Origin of the sequence: Enemella dayhoffiae (assembly GCF_002250625.1) — a bacterium.
In the GTDB taxonomy this organism is placed as follows: Bacteria; Actinomycetota; Actinomycetes; order Propionibacteriales; family Propionibacteriaceae; genus Enemella; species Enemella dayhoffiae.
Genome location: NZ_NMVQ01000034.1, coordinates 263,900 through 280,103, shown reverse-complemented (window position 1 = coordinate 280,103; position 16,204 = coordinate 263,900). Strand labels below are relative to the sequence as shown.

Annotated in this window: 15 protein-coding genes; 10 read left to right on the top strand and 5 right to left on the bottom strand. The window is 68.5% G+C overall.

The features are described 5' to 3' along the window. Positions 1-2,014: translation initiation factor IF-2 (infB, locus tag CGZ93_RS13960; protein ID WP_094364778.1), on the top strand; the 2,014-nt coding region annotated here is incomplete at its 5' end. 149 nt (positions 2,015-2,163) lie between these two features. On the opposite strand, the gene CGZ93_RS19555 is transcribed toward infB, so the two are convergent. Beyond that, on the bottom strand, positions 2,164-2,253 hold the full coding sequence (locus CGZ93_RS19555; protein WP_229117457.1) for a PspC domain-containing protein: 90 nt from the start codon (positions 2,251-2,253) through the stop codon (positions 2,164-2,166). 134 nt (positions 2,254-2,387) lie between these two features. Continuing rightward, complete coding sequence (locus CGZ93_RS13950; RefSeq protein ID WP_094364738.1) at positions 2,388-2,876, bottom strand: DinB family protein; 489 nt, start codon at positions 2,874-2,876, stop codon at positions 2,388-2,390. Between the two features lie 64 nt (positions 2,877-2,940). On the opposite strand from CGZ93_RS13950, the gene rbfA reads away from it, so the two are divergent. Both rbfA and truB read left to right on the top strand, forming a co-directional pair. After that, a complete protein-coding gene (gene rbfA / locus CGZ93_RS13945) occupies positions 2,941-3,393 on the top strand; it encodes a 30S ribosome-binding factor RbfA (protein WP_094364737.1) in 453 nt (150 codons plus the stop codon). Beyond that, a complete protein-coding gene (gene truB / locus CGZ93_RS13940; protein ID WP_094364736.1) occupies positions 3,390-4,280 on the top strand; it encodes a tRNA pseudouridine(55) synthase TruB in 891 nt (296 codons plus the stop codon). The genes rbfA and truB overlap by 4 nt, the downstream gene beginning before the upstream one ends. A 567-nt stretch (positions 4,281-4,847) precedes the next feature. On the opposite strand, the gene CGZ93_RS13930 is transcribed toward truB, so the two are convergent. After that, the gene (locus CGZ93_RS13930; protein ID WP_094364734.1) at positions 4,848-7,898 is read right to left on the bottom strand and encodes a glycoside hydrolase family 70 protein; all 3,051 of its coding nucleotides are present in this window, start codon (positions 7,896-7,898) and stop codon (positions 4,848-4,850) included. 176 nt (positions 7,899-8,074) lie between these two features. Between CGZ93_RS13930 and CGZ93_RS13925 the strand changes: the two genes are divergently transcribed. Beyond that, positions 8,075-8,992, top strand: a complete 918-nt coding sequence (locus tag CGZ93_RS13925) for a bifunctional riboflavin kinase/FAD synthetase (RefSeq protein ID WP_094364733.1) — start codon at positions 8,075-8,077, stop codon at positions 8,990-8,992. Between the two features lie 11 nt (positions 8,993-9,003). On the opposite strand, the gene CGZ93_RS13920 is transcribed toward CGZ93_RS13925, so the two are convergent. Then, complete coding sequence (locus tag CGZ93_RS13920) at positions 9,004-9,312, bottom strand: AzlD domain-containing protein (RefSeq protein WP_229117456.1); 309 nt, start codon at positions 9,310-9,312, stop codon at positions 9,004-9,006. Beyond that, a complete protein-coding gene (locus CGZ93_RS13915) occupies positions 9,309-10,028 on the bottom strand; it encodes an AzlC family ABC transporter permease (RefSeq protein ID WP_094364731.1) in 720 nt (239 codons plus the stop codon). Before CGZ93_RS13915 ends, CGZ93_RS13920 begins: the two co-directional genes overlap by 4 nt. 107 nt (positions 10,029-10,135) lie before the next feature. Here CGZ93_RS13915 and CGZ93_RS13910 point away from each other — a divergent pair, with 107 nt between their 5' ends. From CGZ93_RS13910 to smpB, 6 genes are all read left to right on the top strand, one after another. Then, on the top strand, positions 10,136-10,684 hold the full coding sequence (locus CGZ93_RS13910; protein ID WP_094364777.1) for a helix-turn-helix domain-containing protein: 549 nt from the start codon (positions 10,136-10,138) through the stop codon (positions 10,682-10,684). Positions 10,685-10,695: 11 nt separating this feature from the next. Further along, positions 10,696-11,799 (top strand): peptide chain release factor 2, encoded by a 1,104-nt coding sequence (gene prfB, locus CGZ93_RS13905; protein ID WP_094364730.1) that lies wholly within the window; start codon positions 10,696-10,698, stop codon positions 11,797-11,799. A 506-nt stretch (positions 11,800-12,305) separates the two neighbouring features. Continuing rightward, complete coding sequence (gene ftsE / locus CGZ93_RS13900) at positions 12,306-12,992, top strand: cell division ATP-binding protein FtsE (RefSeq protein ID WP_094364729.1); 687 nt, start codon at positions 12,306-12,308, stop codon at positions 12,990-12,992. 63 nt (positions 12,993-13,055) lie between these two features. Continuing rightward, positions 13,056-13,958: a permease-like cell division protein FtsX gene (gene ftsX / locus CGZ93_RS13895; RefSeq protein ID WP_094364728.1), complete on the top strand. Its 903-nt coding sequence runs from the start codon at positions 13,056-13,058 to the stop codon at positions 13,956-13,958. Positions 13,959-14,119: 161 nt separating this feature from the next. Beyond that, positions 14,120-15,544: a M23 family metallopeptidase gene (locus CGZ93_RS13890; RefSeq protein WP_094364727.1), complete on the top strand. Its 1,425-nt coding sequence runs from the start codon at positions 14,120-14,122 to the stop codon at positions 15,542-15,544. A 170-nt stretch (positions 15,545-15,714) separates the two neighbouring features. Next, positions 15,715-16,185, top strand: a complete 471-nt coding sequence (gene smpB / locus CGZ93_RS13885; RefSeq protein WP_094364776.1) for an SsrA-binding protein SmpB — start codon at positions 15,715-15,717, stop codon at positions 16,183-16,185. The last annotated feature ends 19 nt before the right edge of the window (positions 16,186-16,204 follow it).

Genomic DNA, 16,204 nt, shown 5'->3' with positions numbered 1-16,204 from the left:
ACCCGGTGGCGGTGCGCCCGGTCGCGGCGGCCCCATGGGCGGGCCCCCCGGTGGTGGCGGCGGTCGCGGTCGTGGTGGCCGCGGCGGTGCCGGTACGCAGGGTGCCTTCGGTCGCGGCGGTCAGTCCCGTCGCGGTCGCAAGTCGAAGCGGCAGAAGCGTCAAGAGTTCGACCAGATGGAAGCGCCGTCGATCGGCGGCGTACGCATCCGGCAGGGTGACGGACAGGTCGTCCGGCTGCGCCGCGGCGCCTCGCTGACCGACCTGGCCGAGAAGATCAACGTCGAGGCCGCCCAGCTGGTCCAGGTGCTGTTCGGCATGGGCGAGATGGTCACCGCCACCCAGTCGGTGAACGACGAGACCCTGCAGCTGCTCGGCGCCGAGCTGAACTACAGCATCCAGGTCGTCTCGCCCGAGGACGAGGACCGGGAGCTGCTGGAGCGGTTCGACCTCGAGTTCGGCGAGGACGAGGGCGACGAGTCCGACCTCGAGGCCCGTCCGCCGGTGGTGACCGTGATGGGTCACGTCGACCACGGTAAAACGAAGCTGTTGGACGCGCTGCGCAAGTCGAACGTGGTGGCCAAGGAGGCCGGTGGCATCACCCAGTCCATCGGCGCCTATCAGGTGACCACCGAGGTGGACGACCGGGAGCGGCCGATCACCTTCATCGACACCCCCGGTCACGAGGCATTCACCCAGATGCGTGCCCGCGGCGCCAAGTCCACCGACATCGCGGTGCTGGTGGTCGCGGCCGACGACGGCGTGATGCCGCAGACGATCGAGGCGCTGAACCACGCCACGGCGGCCGACGTGCCGGTCGTGGTGGCGGTGAACAAGGTGGACAAGGAGACCGCCGACCCGGCCAAGGTCCGCGGGCAGCTGACCGAATATGGCCTGGTCCCCGAGGAATACGGTGGCGAGACCATGTTCGTCGACGTCTCGGCCACCACCGGCCAGGGTCTGGACGAGCTGCTGGAGGCGGTCGTGCTGACCGCCGACGCGGCGCTGGACCTGCGGGCCAACCCGACCATGGACGCCCAGGGTGTGGCCATCGAGGCGCACCTGGACAAGGGGCGTGGCCCCGTGGCCACCGTGCTCGTGCAGCGCGGCACGTTGAAGGTGGGCGACTCGATCGTCGCCGGCCCGGCCCACGGCCGGGTCCGGGCGCTGGTCGACGACCTCGGCGAAAACGTGGACGAGGCGCCGCCGTCGATGCCGGTCCAGGTGCTGGGTCTGACCTCGGTGCCGGGTGCCGGTGACTCCTTCCTGGTCGTCGCCGACGACCGGACGGCGCGCCAGATCGCCGATCAGCGGGAGTCGCGCCGCCGCGCGGCCGCGCAGGCCGCCGGTGCTCGCCGCAAGACCCTGGACCAGCTGTTCGAGCAGCTCGAGAAGGGCGAGACCCAGGAGCTACTGCTGATCCTGAAGGGCGACTCGTCCGGTTCGGTCGAGGCCCTGGAGGAGTCGCTGGCCCAGATCGACGTGGGCGACGAGGTGTCCCTGCGGGTCATCGACCGCGGTGTCGGTGCCATCACCGAGACCAACGTGTCGCTGGCCGCGGCCTCGGGTGCGGTGATCATCGGCTACAACGTCCGGGCCCAGGGCAAGGCCACCGAGCAGGCGGATCGCGAGAACGTCGACATCCGCTACTACTCGGTGATCTACGCCGCGATCGACGAGATCGAGGCGGCCCTGAAGGGGATGCTCAAGCCGATCTACGAGGAGGTGTCCCTGGGCACCGCGGAGATCCGCGAGATCTTCCGCTCCTCCAAGGTGGGCACGATCGCGGGCTGCATGGTGCAGACCGGTCTCATCCGCCGCAACGCCAAGGCGCGGTTGCTGCGTGACGGGGTGGTCATCACCGAGACCAGCATCGCCTCGCTGCGCCGCGAGAAGGACGATGTGACCGAGGTGCGGGAGGGTTACGAGTGCGGTCTGACGCTCGCGAACTATTCCGACATCCACGTCGAGGACATCATCGAGACCTTCGAGATGCGCGAGAAGGCACGCGAGTGAGCTGAGGTGTACGCCTGAAACGAGCGATCCCGCGTACCCGATTGGGTACGCGGGATCGCTCGCGTTCGGGGCTTCAGCAGATCATTCGCTGGGCAGGATCACCCACAGCGCCAGATAGATCAGGATCTGCGGGCCGGGCAGCAGGCAGCTCAGCCGGCGCTCATGCCGAACCGGCGGCCCAGTCCGGCGCAGACGCCGGCGATCATCCGGTTGTGGCGGGGACGGGACAGGGTGCTCATGGTGATGCCTTTCGTCGGTTGTCACTGCACCATGACCCGAGAACGGGTCCGAATCCAGTGTCTCGGGCCGAGTTCAGGGCAGGGCCGGGGGTTGGCGTACGCTCGGCTCCGGGACGATCCGGGGGCTGGCCCGCTCAGCGGCGGGCGAGCAGCTGCTCGCGCAGGATGTCGCCGTGACCGGCGTGCCGGGCGTACTCCCTCACCAGGTGCAGCAGGATCCAGCGCACGCTGAGCCGGCCGAAGCGGCGGTGCTCGACCTCGTCGTCCAGGGCGAGTCCCGCGACCAGCTGCCGGGACTGCGCGCAGGCCGCATCGAAGGCCGCACGAACTGAGTCTGCGGTGTCTGCCGGGTGGAGCTCGAAGCTCGGCTCCACCGTCTCGGGGAGGCCGAGTTCGCTGCGGGGGCGGCCACCGAGAGTGGCCAGGAACCAGACCCGCTCCACGAAGGTGCAGTGCTTCACCAGACCGAGCACCGTGGTCGCCGACGGCACCAGGCGGCTGCGCAGTTCCTCATCGGTGAGATCGTCGAGCAGTTGCCGGATCTCACCCCGGGAGTGCTCCACGAACCCGAGCAGGGCGTCCCGCTCCTCGGCGGTGCGTACCGCCAGGTCCGGTTCGGTCATGTCCGGCAGCCTAGCCACCGGTGAGGTACGCCGCAGCGGCGCGGGTCTGGAATAATTGAGCGCTATGAGCAACCCACGTGTGCAGAAGCTGGCCGACCAGATCAAGGTGATCACCGCCCAGATGCTGGAGCGCCGGATCAAGGACCCGCGCCTCGGCTTCGTCACGGTGACCGATGTGCGGCTGACCGGCGACTCCCGGGAGGCGACGATCTTCTACACCGTGCTGGGGGAGCAGTCCGACCTGGCCGCCTCGCAGGCCGCGCTCGACTCGGCCAAGGGGTTGATCCGCTCCACGATCGGCAAGCAGCTCGGTCTGCGGTTCGCCCCGTCGATCGCCTTCGTCGCCGACGCCATGCCGGAGAACGCCCGGCACATCGAGGAGCTGCTGGCCAGCACCCGCAACCACGACGCCGAGTTGGCGCAGCGGGCCGCCGGGGCGAGCTATGCCGGCGACGCAGACCCCTATCGCCGTCCGGAGGAGGGCGAGGAGGACCAGGCTCGCGACGGCGGCCGGTGACGGCCGTCGAGTCCGGCGTCCTGGTCGTCGACAAGCCGGCCGGGTGGACCTCCCACCAGGTGGTGGGCCGGTGCCGCCGACTGCTCGGCACCCGCAAGGTGGGGCACGCTGGCACCCTCGATCCGATGGCGACCGGGGTGCTGCTGGTCGGGGTGAACCGGGCGACCCGGCTGCTCGGTCACCTGATGCTGACCGAGAAGGAGTACGCCGCCACGATCCGGCTGGGTGAGTCGACCGTCACCGACGACGCCGAGGGGGAGGGCACTGCTCGCCCGGGCTGTGGGCCGCTCGAGCATTCCGTGCTGGAACAGGCGATGCAGCCGTTTCGCGGTGAGATCCAGCAGGTGCCGACGGCGGTGTCGGCCATCAAGATCGACGGCAAACGGGCGTACGCCCGCATGCGGGCCGGGGAGGAGGTCGAGCTGAGGGCGCGGCCGGTCACGGTGAGCGAATTCGCCTTGCTGGGCAGCGAAACCGCCGAGTCTGACGGAGTCCCCGTGCTGGATCTGCGGGTCCGCGTGCGCTGCTCCTCGGGAACCTACATCCGGGCGCTGGCCCGCGACCTGGGGGCCGCGCTCGGCTGCGGGGGACACCTGACGGCGCTGCGGCGTACCCGGGTCGGTCCGTTCGCGCTGGACCGGGCCCAGGTGGTCGACCACGGTACCGATGAGGTGTCGCTGATCGGGATCGACGAGGTGGCCGCCGAGTGCTTCCCGACCCTCGAGCTCGACCAGGCGCAGGCCCGCGCGATCTCCTATGGACAGAAGCTTTCCGGCGTACGCCTCGATGCGCTCACCGCGATGATGCACGACGGCAAGTTCCTGGCCCTGTACGCCGCGGACGAAACCGAACCAGCAGGTGCCAAGGCCGAGGCCGTCTTCTGCTGATCAGCGGCTGGCGCGGATCCCGGACCGGTCGGACCACTCGATCCAACCACCCTGGAAGCCCTGGTGACACCGGCGCTCGGCCTGGAACAGCTGGAAGCACTCACTCGGTGCAGGTCGTCCCACCGGAGGTAGCTGGCGCCCACGACGGGGGGCCGTCCGCCTTCTGGCCGGCGACCGCGCAGTCCGCAGGATTCCTGGCCGACCGGTTCCCCCAACCACTGGTTGCTGAGCCAGGTCTGCTGGATCGGGGACACCGGAGCCGGGCTGGGTGAGGTGGGGGTGGTGGGCCTCCCAGCGGCCGTGGGTGCCGGGGTTTCGCGCGGGCTGGTCACCGGCCCGGAACGTGCGGCTGACGCCGACGGTGGCGGTGACCAGCAGGCGACGCATCATCGTGGCGCTCCCGAGGCTGCGGTTGACTGAATCATGGCCGAGGAATCGCTTTCGTGCCATGGATTCCGCGAACTCTCGTGAACGGGTCGAGAGTCGACGATCGGTCAGAAGCCGCGCGGGCAAACGAAACGGGGCGGATCCGAGATCGGATCCGCCCCGTGTCACCTCAGTTGCCGGTCACCAGATTCTGCTGCCCGTGGCGGCGTTCCAGGTGATCCGGCCGCCCTGGTAGTACTGCACGCAGTCGTTGCCGGCCGCGTTGCACTGCTCTCCCGTGGTCGGGTAACCGAGGCGCCCGGTTTCCCAGCCCTGGCTGGCCCAGGCGTCCTTGATCGCACCCTTGACCACCTGGGCACCGGTCGCGGGGGAGTAGTAGATGCTGCCGTACTGGAAGTGCTGCAGGCAGCCGCCATCCCGCAGCCCGCACGCCTCATTCCCCAGCGGATAACCGATCCCGGTCTCCCAGCCCTGGGCGGCGTACGCCCCCTGGATCGCACCCAGCACCACGCCGGCACCGGTGGCCGGCGACCAGTAGATCAGGCCACCCTGGAACCGGCTGACACACCCGCCATCACGAAGACCGCAGATCTCGTCCGAGATCGGATAACCGAGCCGCGAGGTTTCCCAACCCTGGTTGGCATAGGCATCCAGGATCCGACCCTTGACCGACCAGGCTCCGGTGGCCGGCGCCCAATAGATCAACCCACCCTGGAATCCCTGCCAGCAGCCGCCGTTGCGCAGGCCACAATTCTCATCGGTGGTGGGATAGCCGAGCCATCCGTTCTCCCAGCCCTGCTGGCCCCACTTCTGCATGATCGCGCCGCGGACCCAGTGCGCGCCGGTCGCCGGCGACCAATAGATCGTGCCTCGCTCGAAGGTCTGGAAGCAGCCACCGTCGCGCAGGAAGCAGTTCTCCGGCGAGGTCGGCTGCCCCAGGATCGCCTTGTCAGCCTGCCATTTGGCGTCGATCGCACCGTGGGTCAGCTTCTGCGTCACCGTGTCCACCGGAGCCCACACTCCCAGATAACCGGACACCTCGGGCGTGGAGTCTGACCCCTTCACCGGCACGGTGAGGATGCCCTGGCCGTCGGTGGTCAGCACCTGAGTGTTCTTGCCGGTGACGTCGCGATAGCTCTGGTTGGTGTGATCGCGTCCCATGTCCACCCGGATGCTCCGGTTGATGGCCGGGTTGTTGCTGATCACGGTGGCCAGCCCGGTCGCCCGGTCCAGGCCCGTGCGTACGCTGGCGCTCAGGTCGTTGCCGAAGTCGTAAACCTTCTGGTCACCCTTGGCGTAGGACTTGCGCGCCTTCAGCAGGTTGTCGATCTCGTCGAAATAGGGCGTCTTCTCGGTCATGTAGGAGCCGTTGGTGCGGTAGAGGTCGCCGTAGTACACGGTGGGCGTGGTGGCCTTGTTGGTCAGCATCGCCGCGTAACGTGCCGGCACGTTCTTCGGCGACGTCTTCTTCTGGCTGCTCGGACGGTCCAGGTCGGCGTTCCATTCGAGCAGCGCCTGACGCTCCGCCTCGGGTGTCCAGTCCAGGGTGAACGACTTGCAGACGGTCGGCCCGCCGGTGCAGTAGTTGGTGATGCCCAGCTGCTTGAACAGGATGTAGTTCAGCCAGTGCTTCTCCTGGTCGTGGTTGTTGGAGAAGGACCAGTTGGGTCGATAGCTGCCGCCGGTCGCCCGGGAGCCGGTCACGTTGGCGTCCGAGTTGCGGTAGATGTTGCCGACCGGGGCGGTGCCCGACAGCGAGTCGTTCATGGCGTTGAAGTTCGCCGAATCCATCGCCAGGGCCCGATTTCCGGTGCTGTCGACGTAGGCGTTCTGTGCGCCGTTGTAGTACGTCTCGAGATAGTCGAGATAGCGGCTGGGGTCGTTGTTGAACTTCTTCGCGGTCTCCTGGGAGACCATGTCGAGGATCGCGGTGGGGAAGTGGGCGGCGGCGTCGACGCGGAAGCCGTCGAACCCGTACTGGTTCAACAGCCACTGCACCCAGTGCCGCTGCTCTGCCTGCACGTCGGCGCGCGCGTTGTCGAAGTCGTTGCCCACCAGGAACCCGTGGGCCGAGATCATGTTGTCGTTCAACCGTGTGTGGCCGGCGAACAGGATCTCGTCGTGATCGTCAATGCCGGTGAACGAGTTCTCCACCGACGGCTGCTCGCCCCAGTAGTTGTACTTGATCCCGGGCAGCGCCTCCGGGTTGGCCTTGTAGTCCTGGCGCGGGTCGATGAACGCGTCCCGGCAGTCCCAGATGGACTTCGAGCCGGTGCCGGTCTTGACGGCCGTCTCGTCGGCGAAGCCGCACTTCTTGGTGGCGTAGGTGACGAAGTTCGGGTCATTCACCAGGTAGGGCCGCCAGTTGCCCGGCGAGAGCTCGTAGGCCTCTCGCGCCGACAGATAGCCGTCGACCTGGTTGTGGCCGAGACTCGGGTTCATCCACGCCGGCACGTTGTTGGCGGCGGGGTCGGTCTGATCGACCCGGTAGGGCTTCCCGGTAGCGTCCTTGAGCGTGTCCCCGAACCCGATCTCCTGCAGCGAGGTGCCGTTCCAGTGGGACTTGTTGAACTCCTTGATCGCGCCATACTGCGCCTGGCCCTGGCCGCCGCCCCTGGTGTAGGGGAGGTACATCTGGTTGATGAAGTCGGTCTTCTGGCCGTCCTTCCCGACGTAGAGCGCGCCGTTGCGGTCGGTCCGGGTCGCGGTCACCGCCTCCCGACCGCTGAGGCCCATCATCTGGTTGGGCACCAGGTCCATCTGCCCCTTCAGATTGGCACCGTGCAGGGAGCTCATCAGCGACTTCAACTCGGCGGAGGTGCCGTACTTGGTCGGCACCGAGTTGTTCGGACCCTGGGGAAACTCGCCGAGGTCGTAGCGGTCGGTGACGGCGTACCCCTCCAGGTAGCGGGACATGCCGAAGGCGCGGTAGGCGGGCGGCAGCCAGACGTCGGTCACGCCCCAGGAGTTCAGCTGTCCGGTCTGGCCGGCCAGCCTCGCGTACATGTTGGACTCGTAGGGCTGGAACAGCGAAAAGGACTGGAAGATCACCCGGTCGTCGAAGCTGGTGAAGTCGGCCCGCGGCTTGGCCGGTGCCTGCGGGGTCGCGGTGGTGGCCGTCGGCTTCGCAGGCGTGGGGGTGGCGGCGGCCTGCGGGATGGTGAGCCCGAACAGCACGGCGCCGGCCAGCGCCACGGTGCCCACGGTGCGGGGCACCCGGGGTGATCTCATCTACTTCTCCTGGGGATTCGGTCATTTGGCCGACTCATCCTCTGCCCAATTCCTGATGGACTCTCAGCAACCCGTGGATCGTTGCCGACTCGTTACCGCGAATCGGCCCGTCGGCGAATCTCGCTACGATCGCTCCGAAGCATTTCGGACCGGGTGCGAACAGTGAGGATGGCCACGTGGATCAGCCCAGCGTCGTCGTCATCGGAAACTTCGATGGCGTGCACAAGGGACACCAGGAGGTGCTGCGGGCCGCGCGCACCCCGGAACCGGGTGCGCGACTGGTCGCGGTGACCTTCTGGCCGCACCCGATGTCGGTGGTCCGTCCGGGCCAGGAGCCGCTGCTGCTGTGCGACCTGTCGCACCGGATCTCCCTGCTGCGCGAGGCCGGCGCCGACCAGGTCGAGGTGATCCGGTTCACCCCGGAACTGATGGCCACCTCACCGGAGGACTTCGTGCGCGAGAAGCTGCTGCCGCTGCACCCGGTGCGGGTCGTGGTGGGACAGAACTTCCGGTTCGGGCATCGCGCGGCCGGCACCGTCGACACCCTCACCGAGCTGGGCGCTCAGGGGCTGGACGGGACCCGCCCGTTTGCGGTGAGCGTCCTCGAGTTGCTGGTCACCGAGCACCACACCACCAGTTCCACCGAGATCAGGCGACTGCTCGCCGAGGGGGACGTGGCCACCGCCGCCCAGCACCTGGGCCGGCTGTTCAGCTTCACCGGCGAGGTCGTGGTGGGCCACCAGCGCGGCCGCGAGTTCGGTTTCCCCACGGCCAACCTGCCCGTCCCGAAGGGGTTCGCCGCTCCCGCGGACGGGGTGTACGCCGGGTGGTTGCGGCGCTGCGACCTGCCGAATGCGCCCCTGTGGCCGGCCGCCATCTCGGTCGGCACCAACCCCACCTTCGACGACGTGCCGGAGGTGGTGGTCGAGGCGCACGTGCTCGACCGCGACGACCTCGAGCTCTACGGCGTACAGGTCAGCGTCGACTTCGTGCAGCGACTGCGGGGGAACGTGAAGTTCGAGGGGATCCCGCAGCTGATCGAGCAGATCGGTGCCGACGTCGAGGAGACCCGGCGGGTGCTGGGTCTGGGCTGAGCCGGGCGACCTCAGCCCCAGCCGAGCAGGCGTACGCCCGCGGCCGCCGCGGCGCCCAGCACGACCACCAGCAGATAGGGGGCGCGCAGCGCGAAGGCGATCATCGCCACCGCCAGGGCGACGATCCGGGCGTCGAGGCGGAGCCGTTGCCCGTCGGCGAAGGTGTTCATGGTGATCAACGCCGCCAGCAGCCCGATCGTCATCACTCCCGCGACCCGGGTGATCCGGGGCGACTCGAGCCGGTGCGCCGGGATCAGAAAACCCGCACCCTTGGTCGCGAACGCGATCGCACAGGCGCCCAGCACCCACCACCACATCATCGCGAACCACCGACCTCGAAGTCGGGCTCCATCCCCTCGTCGGCCGGGCCGCGGCCGAACCAGCCCACCAGGGCGGCGACGGCCGCGGCGACCAGGATCGGTACGCCGGCCGGCAGGAAGGGGATGCAGGCGGCGGTGACCACCGCGCACACCACCGCCAGCGCCACGGGTTCGCGGCCCTTGAGGCGTGGCCAGAGCAGACCGACGAAGGCGGCCACCGCGGCCCCGTCCAGCCCCCACTGTTTCGGGTCACCGAGGGCGTTGCCGGCCAGGGCGCCGACCAGGGTGAATGCGTTCCAGAGCACAAAGATTCCGATGCCGGCGGTCCAGAAGCCGCGGCGCGTCTCGACGGGTCCCTGTTGGCCGAGGGCGGTGGCGGTGGACTCGTCGATGGTCAGCTGGGCGGCCACCGGACGCCGCCAGCCGTGCGGTCGCAGCGCGGCGTTGACCTGCATCCCGTACACCCCGTTGCGAATGCCGAGCAGGCTCGCCGCGCCGAGCGCGGACAGGCCAGACCCGCCGCCGGCGAGCACCCCGATGAACGCGAACTGGGAGCCGCCGGTGAACATGAGCAGGCTGAGCGCCTGGGTCTGCCACAGGTTCAACCCGGCGGCCGCCGACAGGGCACCGAAGGAGACTCCGTAGACCCCGACGGCCAGGGCGATCGACACGCCGGCCCGAAAACCGGGGGAGCGGCGCAACGGCAGCTCGGACATGGTGGGTGAATCCTTCTCCGTGTGTTCACTACGTCGGACGAATGTTCTACAGTCTGAACAACGCCTTGATGTTCGTCAATGCGAACAGTTGGATTGGTGGAGCGAACATGTCGGACCCCGTGCAGGCGGTCGCGACCGGGTTGCAGCGCGAACGCGCCCGGGTCGGTTGGTCGATGGGAGAGCTGGCGCGGCGCGCGGGGGTGGCCAAATCGACCCTGTCCCAGCTGGAGGCCGGCAGCGGCAATCCCAGCGTCGAGACGCTGTGGGCGTTGGCCACCGCGTTGGGCATCCCGTTCTCCCGGCTGGTCGACCTCGAACCGGTCCAGGTGACCGTGCTGCGCGCGGGCGAGGGGGTGGCGTACGCCTCGGAGGCCGGCGGCTATCTGGCCACCCTGCTCTCCAGCGCGCCGCCGGGAAGCCGGCGTGACATCTATCGGCTCGAGGTCGCCGAGGGGGCACGCCGGGAGTCCGATCCGCACCCGGGAGGCACCACCGAGCACGTGCTGCTGTGCTCCGGCAGCGCGCTGATCGGGCCGGCCGACCGACCGGTCGAACTGCACGCTGGCGACTTCATCAGCTATCCGGGGGACGCCCCGCACGTGTTCGAGGGCGGCCCCGGAGGCGCGCTGGCGGTGCTGGTCAGCGAGCAGCGGTAGGCTTGTGCGCTGTGGCAGTTGACTTCGGAACCTCCCTGGCCGCCCTCGATCGCTCGCTGAGCTCGATCGAGAAGGTCGTCGACCCCGATTCCAAGAAGGCGGAGATCGCCTCCCTGGAGGAACAGGTCGCCGCCCCCGACCTGTGGGATGACCAGGAGAACGCCCAGCGGGTCACCTCCCGGCTGTCGCACCTGCAGAACGAGCTGAACCGGGTCGAGGCCCTGCGCTCGCGACTGGAGGACCTCGGCGTACTCGTCGAACTCGGCACCGAGGAGGGGGACGCGGACTCGATCGCCGAGGCCGAGCGCGAACTCACCCGGCTCAGCCGCGACGTCGAGGCGATGGAGGTGCGGACCCTCTTGTCGGGGGAATACGACGAGCGCGAGGCCGTGGTCACCATCCGCGCCGAGGCCGGCGGAGTTGACGCGTCCGACTTCGCCGAGAAGCTGCTGCGGATGTACCTGCGCTGGGCCGAGCGGCACGGCTATGGCACCGAGGTCTATGACACCTCGTACGCCGAGGAGGCGGGCATCAAGTCGGCCACCTTCACCGTGCGCGCGCCGTTCGCCTACGGGACGCTGTCGGTCGAACAGGGCACTCACCGGCTGGTGCGGATCTCGCCGTTCGACAACCAGGGCCGCCGCCAGACCTCGTTTGCCGGGGTCGACGTGCTGCCGGTGACCGAGGAGACCGACCACATCGACATCCCCGAATCCGATCTGCGGATCGACGTGTTCCGCTCCTCGGGCCCGGGCGGGCAGTCGGTGAACACCACCGACTCCGCGGTGCGGATCACCCACCTGCCGACCGGGGTGGTCGTCTCCTGCCAGAACGAGAAGTCGCAGCTGCAGAACAAGGCCGCGGCCATGCGGGTGCTCCAGTCCCGGCTGCTCGAGCGTGCCCGGCAGGAGAAGGAGGCCGAGATGAACGCGCTGAAGAGCGACGGCGGCGGCTCCTGGGGTGCCCAGATGCGGTCCTATGTGCTGCACCCGTATCAGATGGTCAAGGACCTGCGTACCGAGCACGAGACCGGCAACACCGACGCCGTCTTCGACGGAGAGATCGACGCGTTCATCGACGCCGGCATCCGCTGGCGCAAACAGCAGGACGTGTGATTGCGCGCTCCGTCGCGCGAACGGTCGCTCTGAGTTGGTTCGCTTCGGTCGAAATCCGGGTGCGGTGAGCTGACCGGCTGCGGGTCGGCGTACCGGATTTCGTCCTCGGGCTCGCCAACTCAGCCCAGGGGACGCTCCCAGCCCAGGGGAGGCTCCCAGCCCAGGGGAGGCTCCCAGGGCGCGGGGTCGCTGGGGGCCCGAAAAATGATCGGGCATCCGACTATTTCATCGGGCGGACCAATTGGTCATCGGGCGGCCGAAATTGTCACGCCATATCGGGCGCCCGATGTCGATTTGCCCTGCCCGATGAACCGATCGGATGCCCGATCACTTTCCGCGGGGCCCACGGAGGGGGAGAGGCGGTCGTTCACAGACACACCGGGCGTACGCCTAATGCGCGGCCCGCAGCGGACCGCCCACCTAGACTCACCGCAGGCCGTTCCCCTGCGCTTCCCGTTGCCGGGGCATGCCCACTGGGCATGACGTCGATCCCGGCCGGAGCAGAAGTGATTCGGTTCGAAAACGTCTCCAAGACGTATGAGGGGCAGCGCCGAGCAGCGCTGCGGAATGTCGACGTCGAGATCGACAAGGGCGAGTTCGTCTTCCTGGTCGGGGCCTCGGGGTCGGGCAAGTCCACCTTCATGCGGCTGATCCTGCGTGAATACCGACCGAGCACCGGCCGGATCTGGGTCGCGGGCAAGGACCTGTCCCGGTTGCCCGGGTGGAAGATCCCCAAGCTGCGCCGCCAGATCGGCACCGTGTTCCAGGACTTCCGACTGCTGCCGGGCAAGACCGTGCACGAGAACGTCGCCTTCGCCCTGCAGGTGATCGGCAAGTCCAACAGCACGATCCGCAAGGCCGTCCCCGAGACCCTGGAGCTGGTCGGGCTCGGCAACAAGGGCGACCGGCTCCCCGAGGAGCTCTCCGGCGGCGAGCAGCAGCGCGTGGCCGTCGCCCGCGCCTTCGTCAACCGCCCGCAGATTCTGATCGCCGACGAGCCGACCGGAAACCTGGACCCCGCGACCAGTGTCGGCATCATGAAGCTGCTCGACCGCATCAACCGCTCCGGCACCACCGTGGTGATGGCCACCCACGACTCCACGATCGTCGACCAGATGCGCAAGCGCGTGATCGAGCTCGACGACGGCGACGTCGTCCGCGACCAGAGCAAGGGGGTGTACGGCTACCAGTGAGCACCCCGACCCACACCTTCCCCGTACGCCCGAGGGCAGCCATGCCCCTGGAGGAAAGCTGAGATGCGCCACACCTTCGCCGAGACCTGGTCCGGACTCCGCCGCAACCTGACCATGACGATCGCGGTCGTCGTCACGATGTGGGTGTCGCTGTCGCTGTTCGGGGCGGGACTGCTGGCCAACCAGCAGGTCGACCTGATGAAGGGCCGCTGGTACGACAAGATCGAGATCTCGGTCTTCCTGTGCACCAAGGACACCCGCGGTGACAACTGCGAGCCGGGTCAGGACGTCACCGAGGCGCAGAAGCAGCAGATCGAGCAGACCCTGCGTACCAACCCCGAGGTCGCCGACGTCTTCTTCGAGACCAAGCAGATGGCCTATGACGAGTTCCGGCAGGCCTATGAGGGCAGCCCGATCCAGGACTCGCTGACGGTCGACCAGATGCAGGAGTCCTATCGGGTCAAACTGAAGAACCCCGAGCAGTACCAGGGGGTGGTCTCCGCGGTCGCCGGCCTCAAGGGGGTGCAGGCGGTGCAGGACCTGCACAAGGTGCTGGACCGGCTGTTCGAGTGGCTCGGCCTGCTCCAGTGGGGGACCATCATCGCCTCCGGGCTGCTGCTGCTCGCGGCGGCCCTGCAGATCGGCAACACCATCCGAATGGCCGCGTTCGCCCGAAGACGGGAGATCGGCATCATGCGGCTGGTCGGCGCCAGCAACCTCTACATCATGCTGCCGTTCCTGCTCGAATCGCTGATCGCGGGGATCATCGGAGCGGGTCTCGCGTGCGCCACACTGGCCGCAGGAGTTTACTTCCTGATCATCCGTAAAGCTGAAGTCTTGATCAAGGCTTCACCCTGGATTGGCTGGTCCCACGCGGGACTGGCCATGGCCGGGGTTGCCATCGTGGGAATTCTGCTGGCAATAATTCCCACGCTCATCGCCACCAGAAGGTACTTGAGAGTGTGACCTAAGGGGCAGCCACCAGGCCGCCCACGACCGATTGGGGACCAGCTGTGACACGGGATCTTCCCCTCGCCCTCCAGGGCGAACCCGTAGCAGTCGCTCGGCACGGTGCATCCGCAGCGGGAACGCTTCGGCGCGCCCGGGTCCGGGTCGTACGCCTGGCGGTGGCCAGCCTGACCGTTGCCGCGCTCGGACTGACCGCGTTGGCCCCTGGGGCGTACGCCGACGACCTGACCGAGCAGCGCGACCGGGTGAACCAGCAGATCGCCAGCACCGGTGCTCAGGTGACCGAATCGAGCCAGGCGCTGAACACCGCCACCGCCAACCTGTCCGCCTCGCAGAAGCAGCTCGCCGACGCCCAGGCCCAGCTCGCGGAGATCCAGCAGCAGCTGGCCGACGCGAAGAAGGCCGACGAGGAGTCCGCCAAGCGGCTCTCCAAGGCGCAGAACGACCTCGAGCAGGCCAAGGCCGCGGTGGCCGAGGGGCAGCGCAACGTGGACGCCCAGCAGATCGAGGTCGGCCAGGTCGCCCGCACCCAGTATCAGCAGCGCACGGGCCTGGTCGGGATCGGCATGCTGGTTTCCGGTGAGGGCACCTCGGACGTGTCCAACCGGGTGCAGTGGTCGACCACCGTGTTCGACTCCACCCAGGCCGAGATGGACAAGCTCAAGGAGACCCAGCGGCAGCTGACCGCGGCCAAGGACAAGCAGGCCGCGATCGAGAAGCAGATGGCCGACGAGAAGGCTGCCGCCGCGGCGAACGTCAAGCGGATCTCCCAGCTCGAGGGCGCCGCGACCCAGCAGGCCGCCGCAGTCGCCCGGCTGGTGCAGTCCAACTCCCAGTCCGAGACCGCCGCCCGCAACCAGCTCGCCGCCGACCAGCAGGCACTCGATGGGCTGAACGCCGAGCGCAGCCAGGTCGACCAGCGGATCGCCGAGCGGATCGCCCAGCAGAAGGCCGAGGAGGCCCGCCGGGCCGAGGACGCCCGCAAGGCGCGCGAGGCCGCCGCCGCGAAGGCCCGGGCCGATGCCGCGGCCGCCAAGGCGGCCAGCGACCGTGCGGCGGCTCAGGCCCGCAGTCAGGCGGCACCCGCCCCGGCGCCCGCACCGAAGGCTGCCGCGCCGAGGGCCGCAGCCAAGGCCGTCCCGGTCGCCGCTCCGGTGCAGAACGCCACGGCGCAGACCGCCGCCGCCCACCACGGCTTCATCTTCCCGACCAACGCCCCGATCACCTCGTCGTTCGGGATGCGGCTGCACCCGGTGCTCGGCTACTGGAAGCTGCACGACGGGACCGACTTCGGCGCCGGCTGCGGTACGCCGCTGCGCGCGGCCGCGGACGGGGTCGTCACCGAGAAGTACTACAACGCGGGCTATGGCAACCGGTTGATGATCGACCACGGGAAGGTCGACGGCCGCTATGTGACCACCGGCTACAACCACGCGATCAACTACAACGTGAACGTGGGGCAGCGGGTGACCAAGGGCCAGGTGATCGGTTCCGTCGGCACCACCGGCTATTCCACCGGCTGCCACCTGCACCTGATGGTCTGGCTCGACGGCGACCTCAGCAACCCGATGAGCTGGTATTGAGCTGAACCACGCGTTCCGCGCGCAAACGGTCGCTCTGAGATCGGTCCTCACCTCGGGCTCCGCCACTCAGCCCCGGGGACGTTCCCGTGCAAGGGCAGATATTGACCTGCCCTGACAACCGCACGTTGGTAGGCTGGCGCAGTTGTCCAACGAGCGAGGAGGTGGTGGAGATGGCCAAGGAGACCGGCCGCAAGATGGTGGCGCAGAACAAGAAGGCGCGCCACGACTACCACATCCACGACACCTTCGAGGCGGGGATGGTGCTCAGCGGCACCGAGGTGAAGTCGCTGCGGCAGGGCCGCGCCTCGCTGGTGGACGCCTTCGCCACCGTCGACGACGGCGAGGTGTGGCTCCGGCAGGCGCACATCCCCGAGTACAGCCACGGCACCTGGACCAACCACACGGCGCGCCGCACCCGCAAGCTGCTGCTGCACCGCCGCGAGATCGACCGGATCGAGCGCCGGCTCGCCGACGCCGGCACCACCCTGATTCCGCTGTCGCTGTATTTCAGCGACGGGTACGCCAAGGTTGAAATCGCCGTGGCAACCGGTAAGAAGGAGTATGACAAGCGTCAGACGATCCGCACCCGGGACGCCAACCGGGAGGCGGAGCGCGCGCTCGCCGAGCGACAGCGGCGCTGAGCCGCCCGAGCGAGGAACC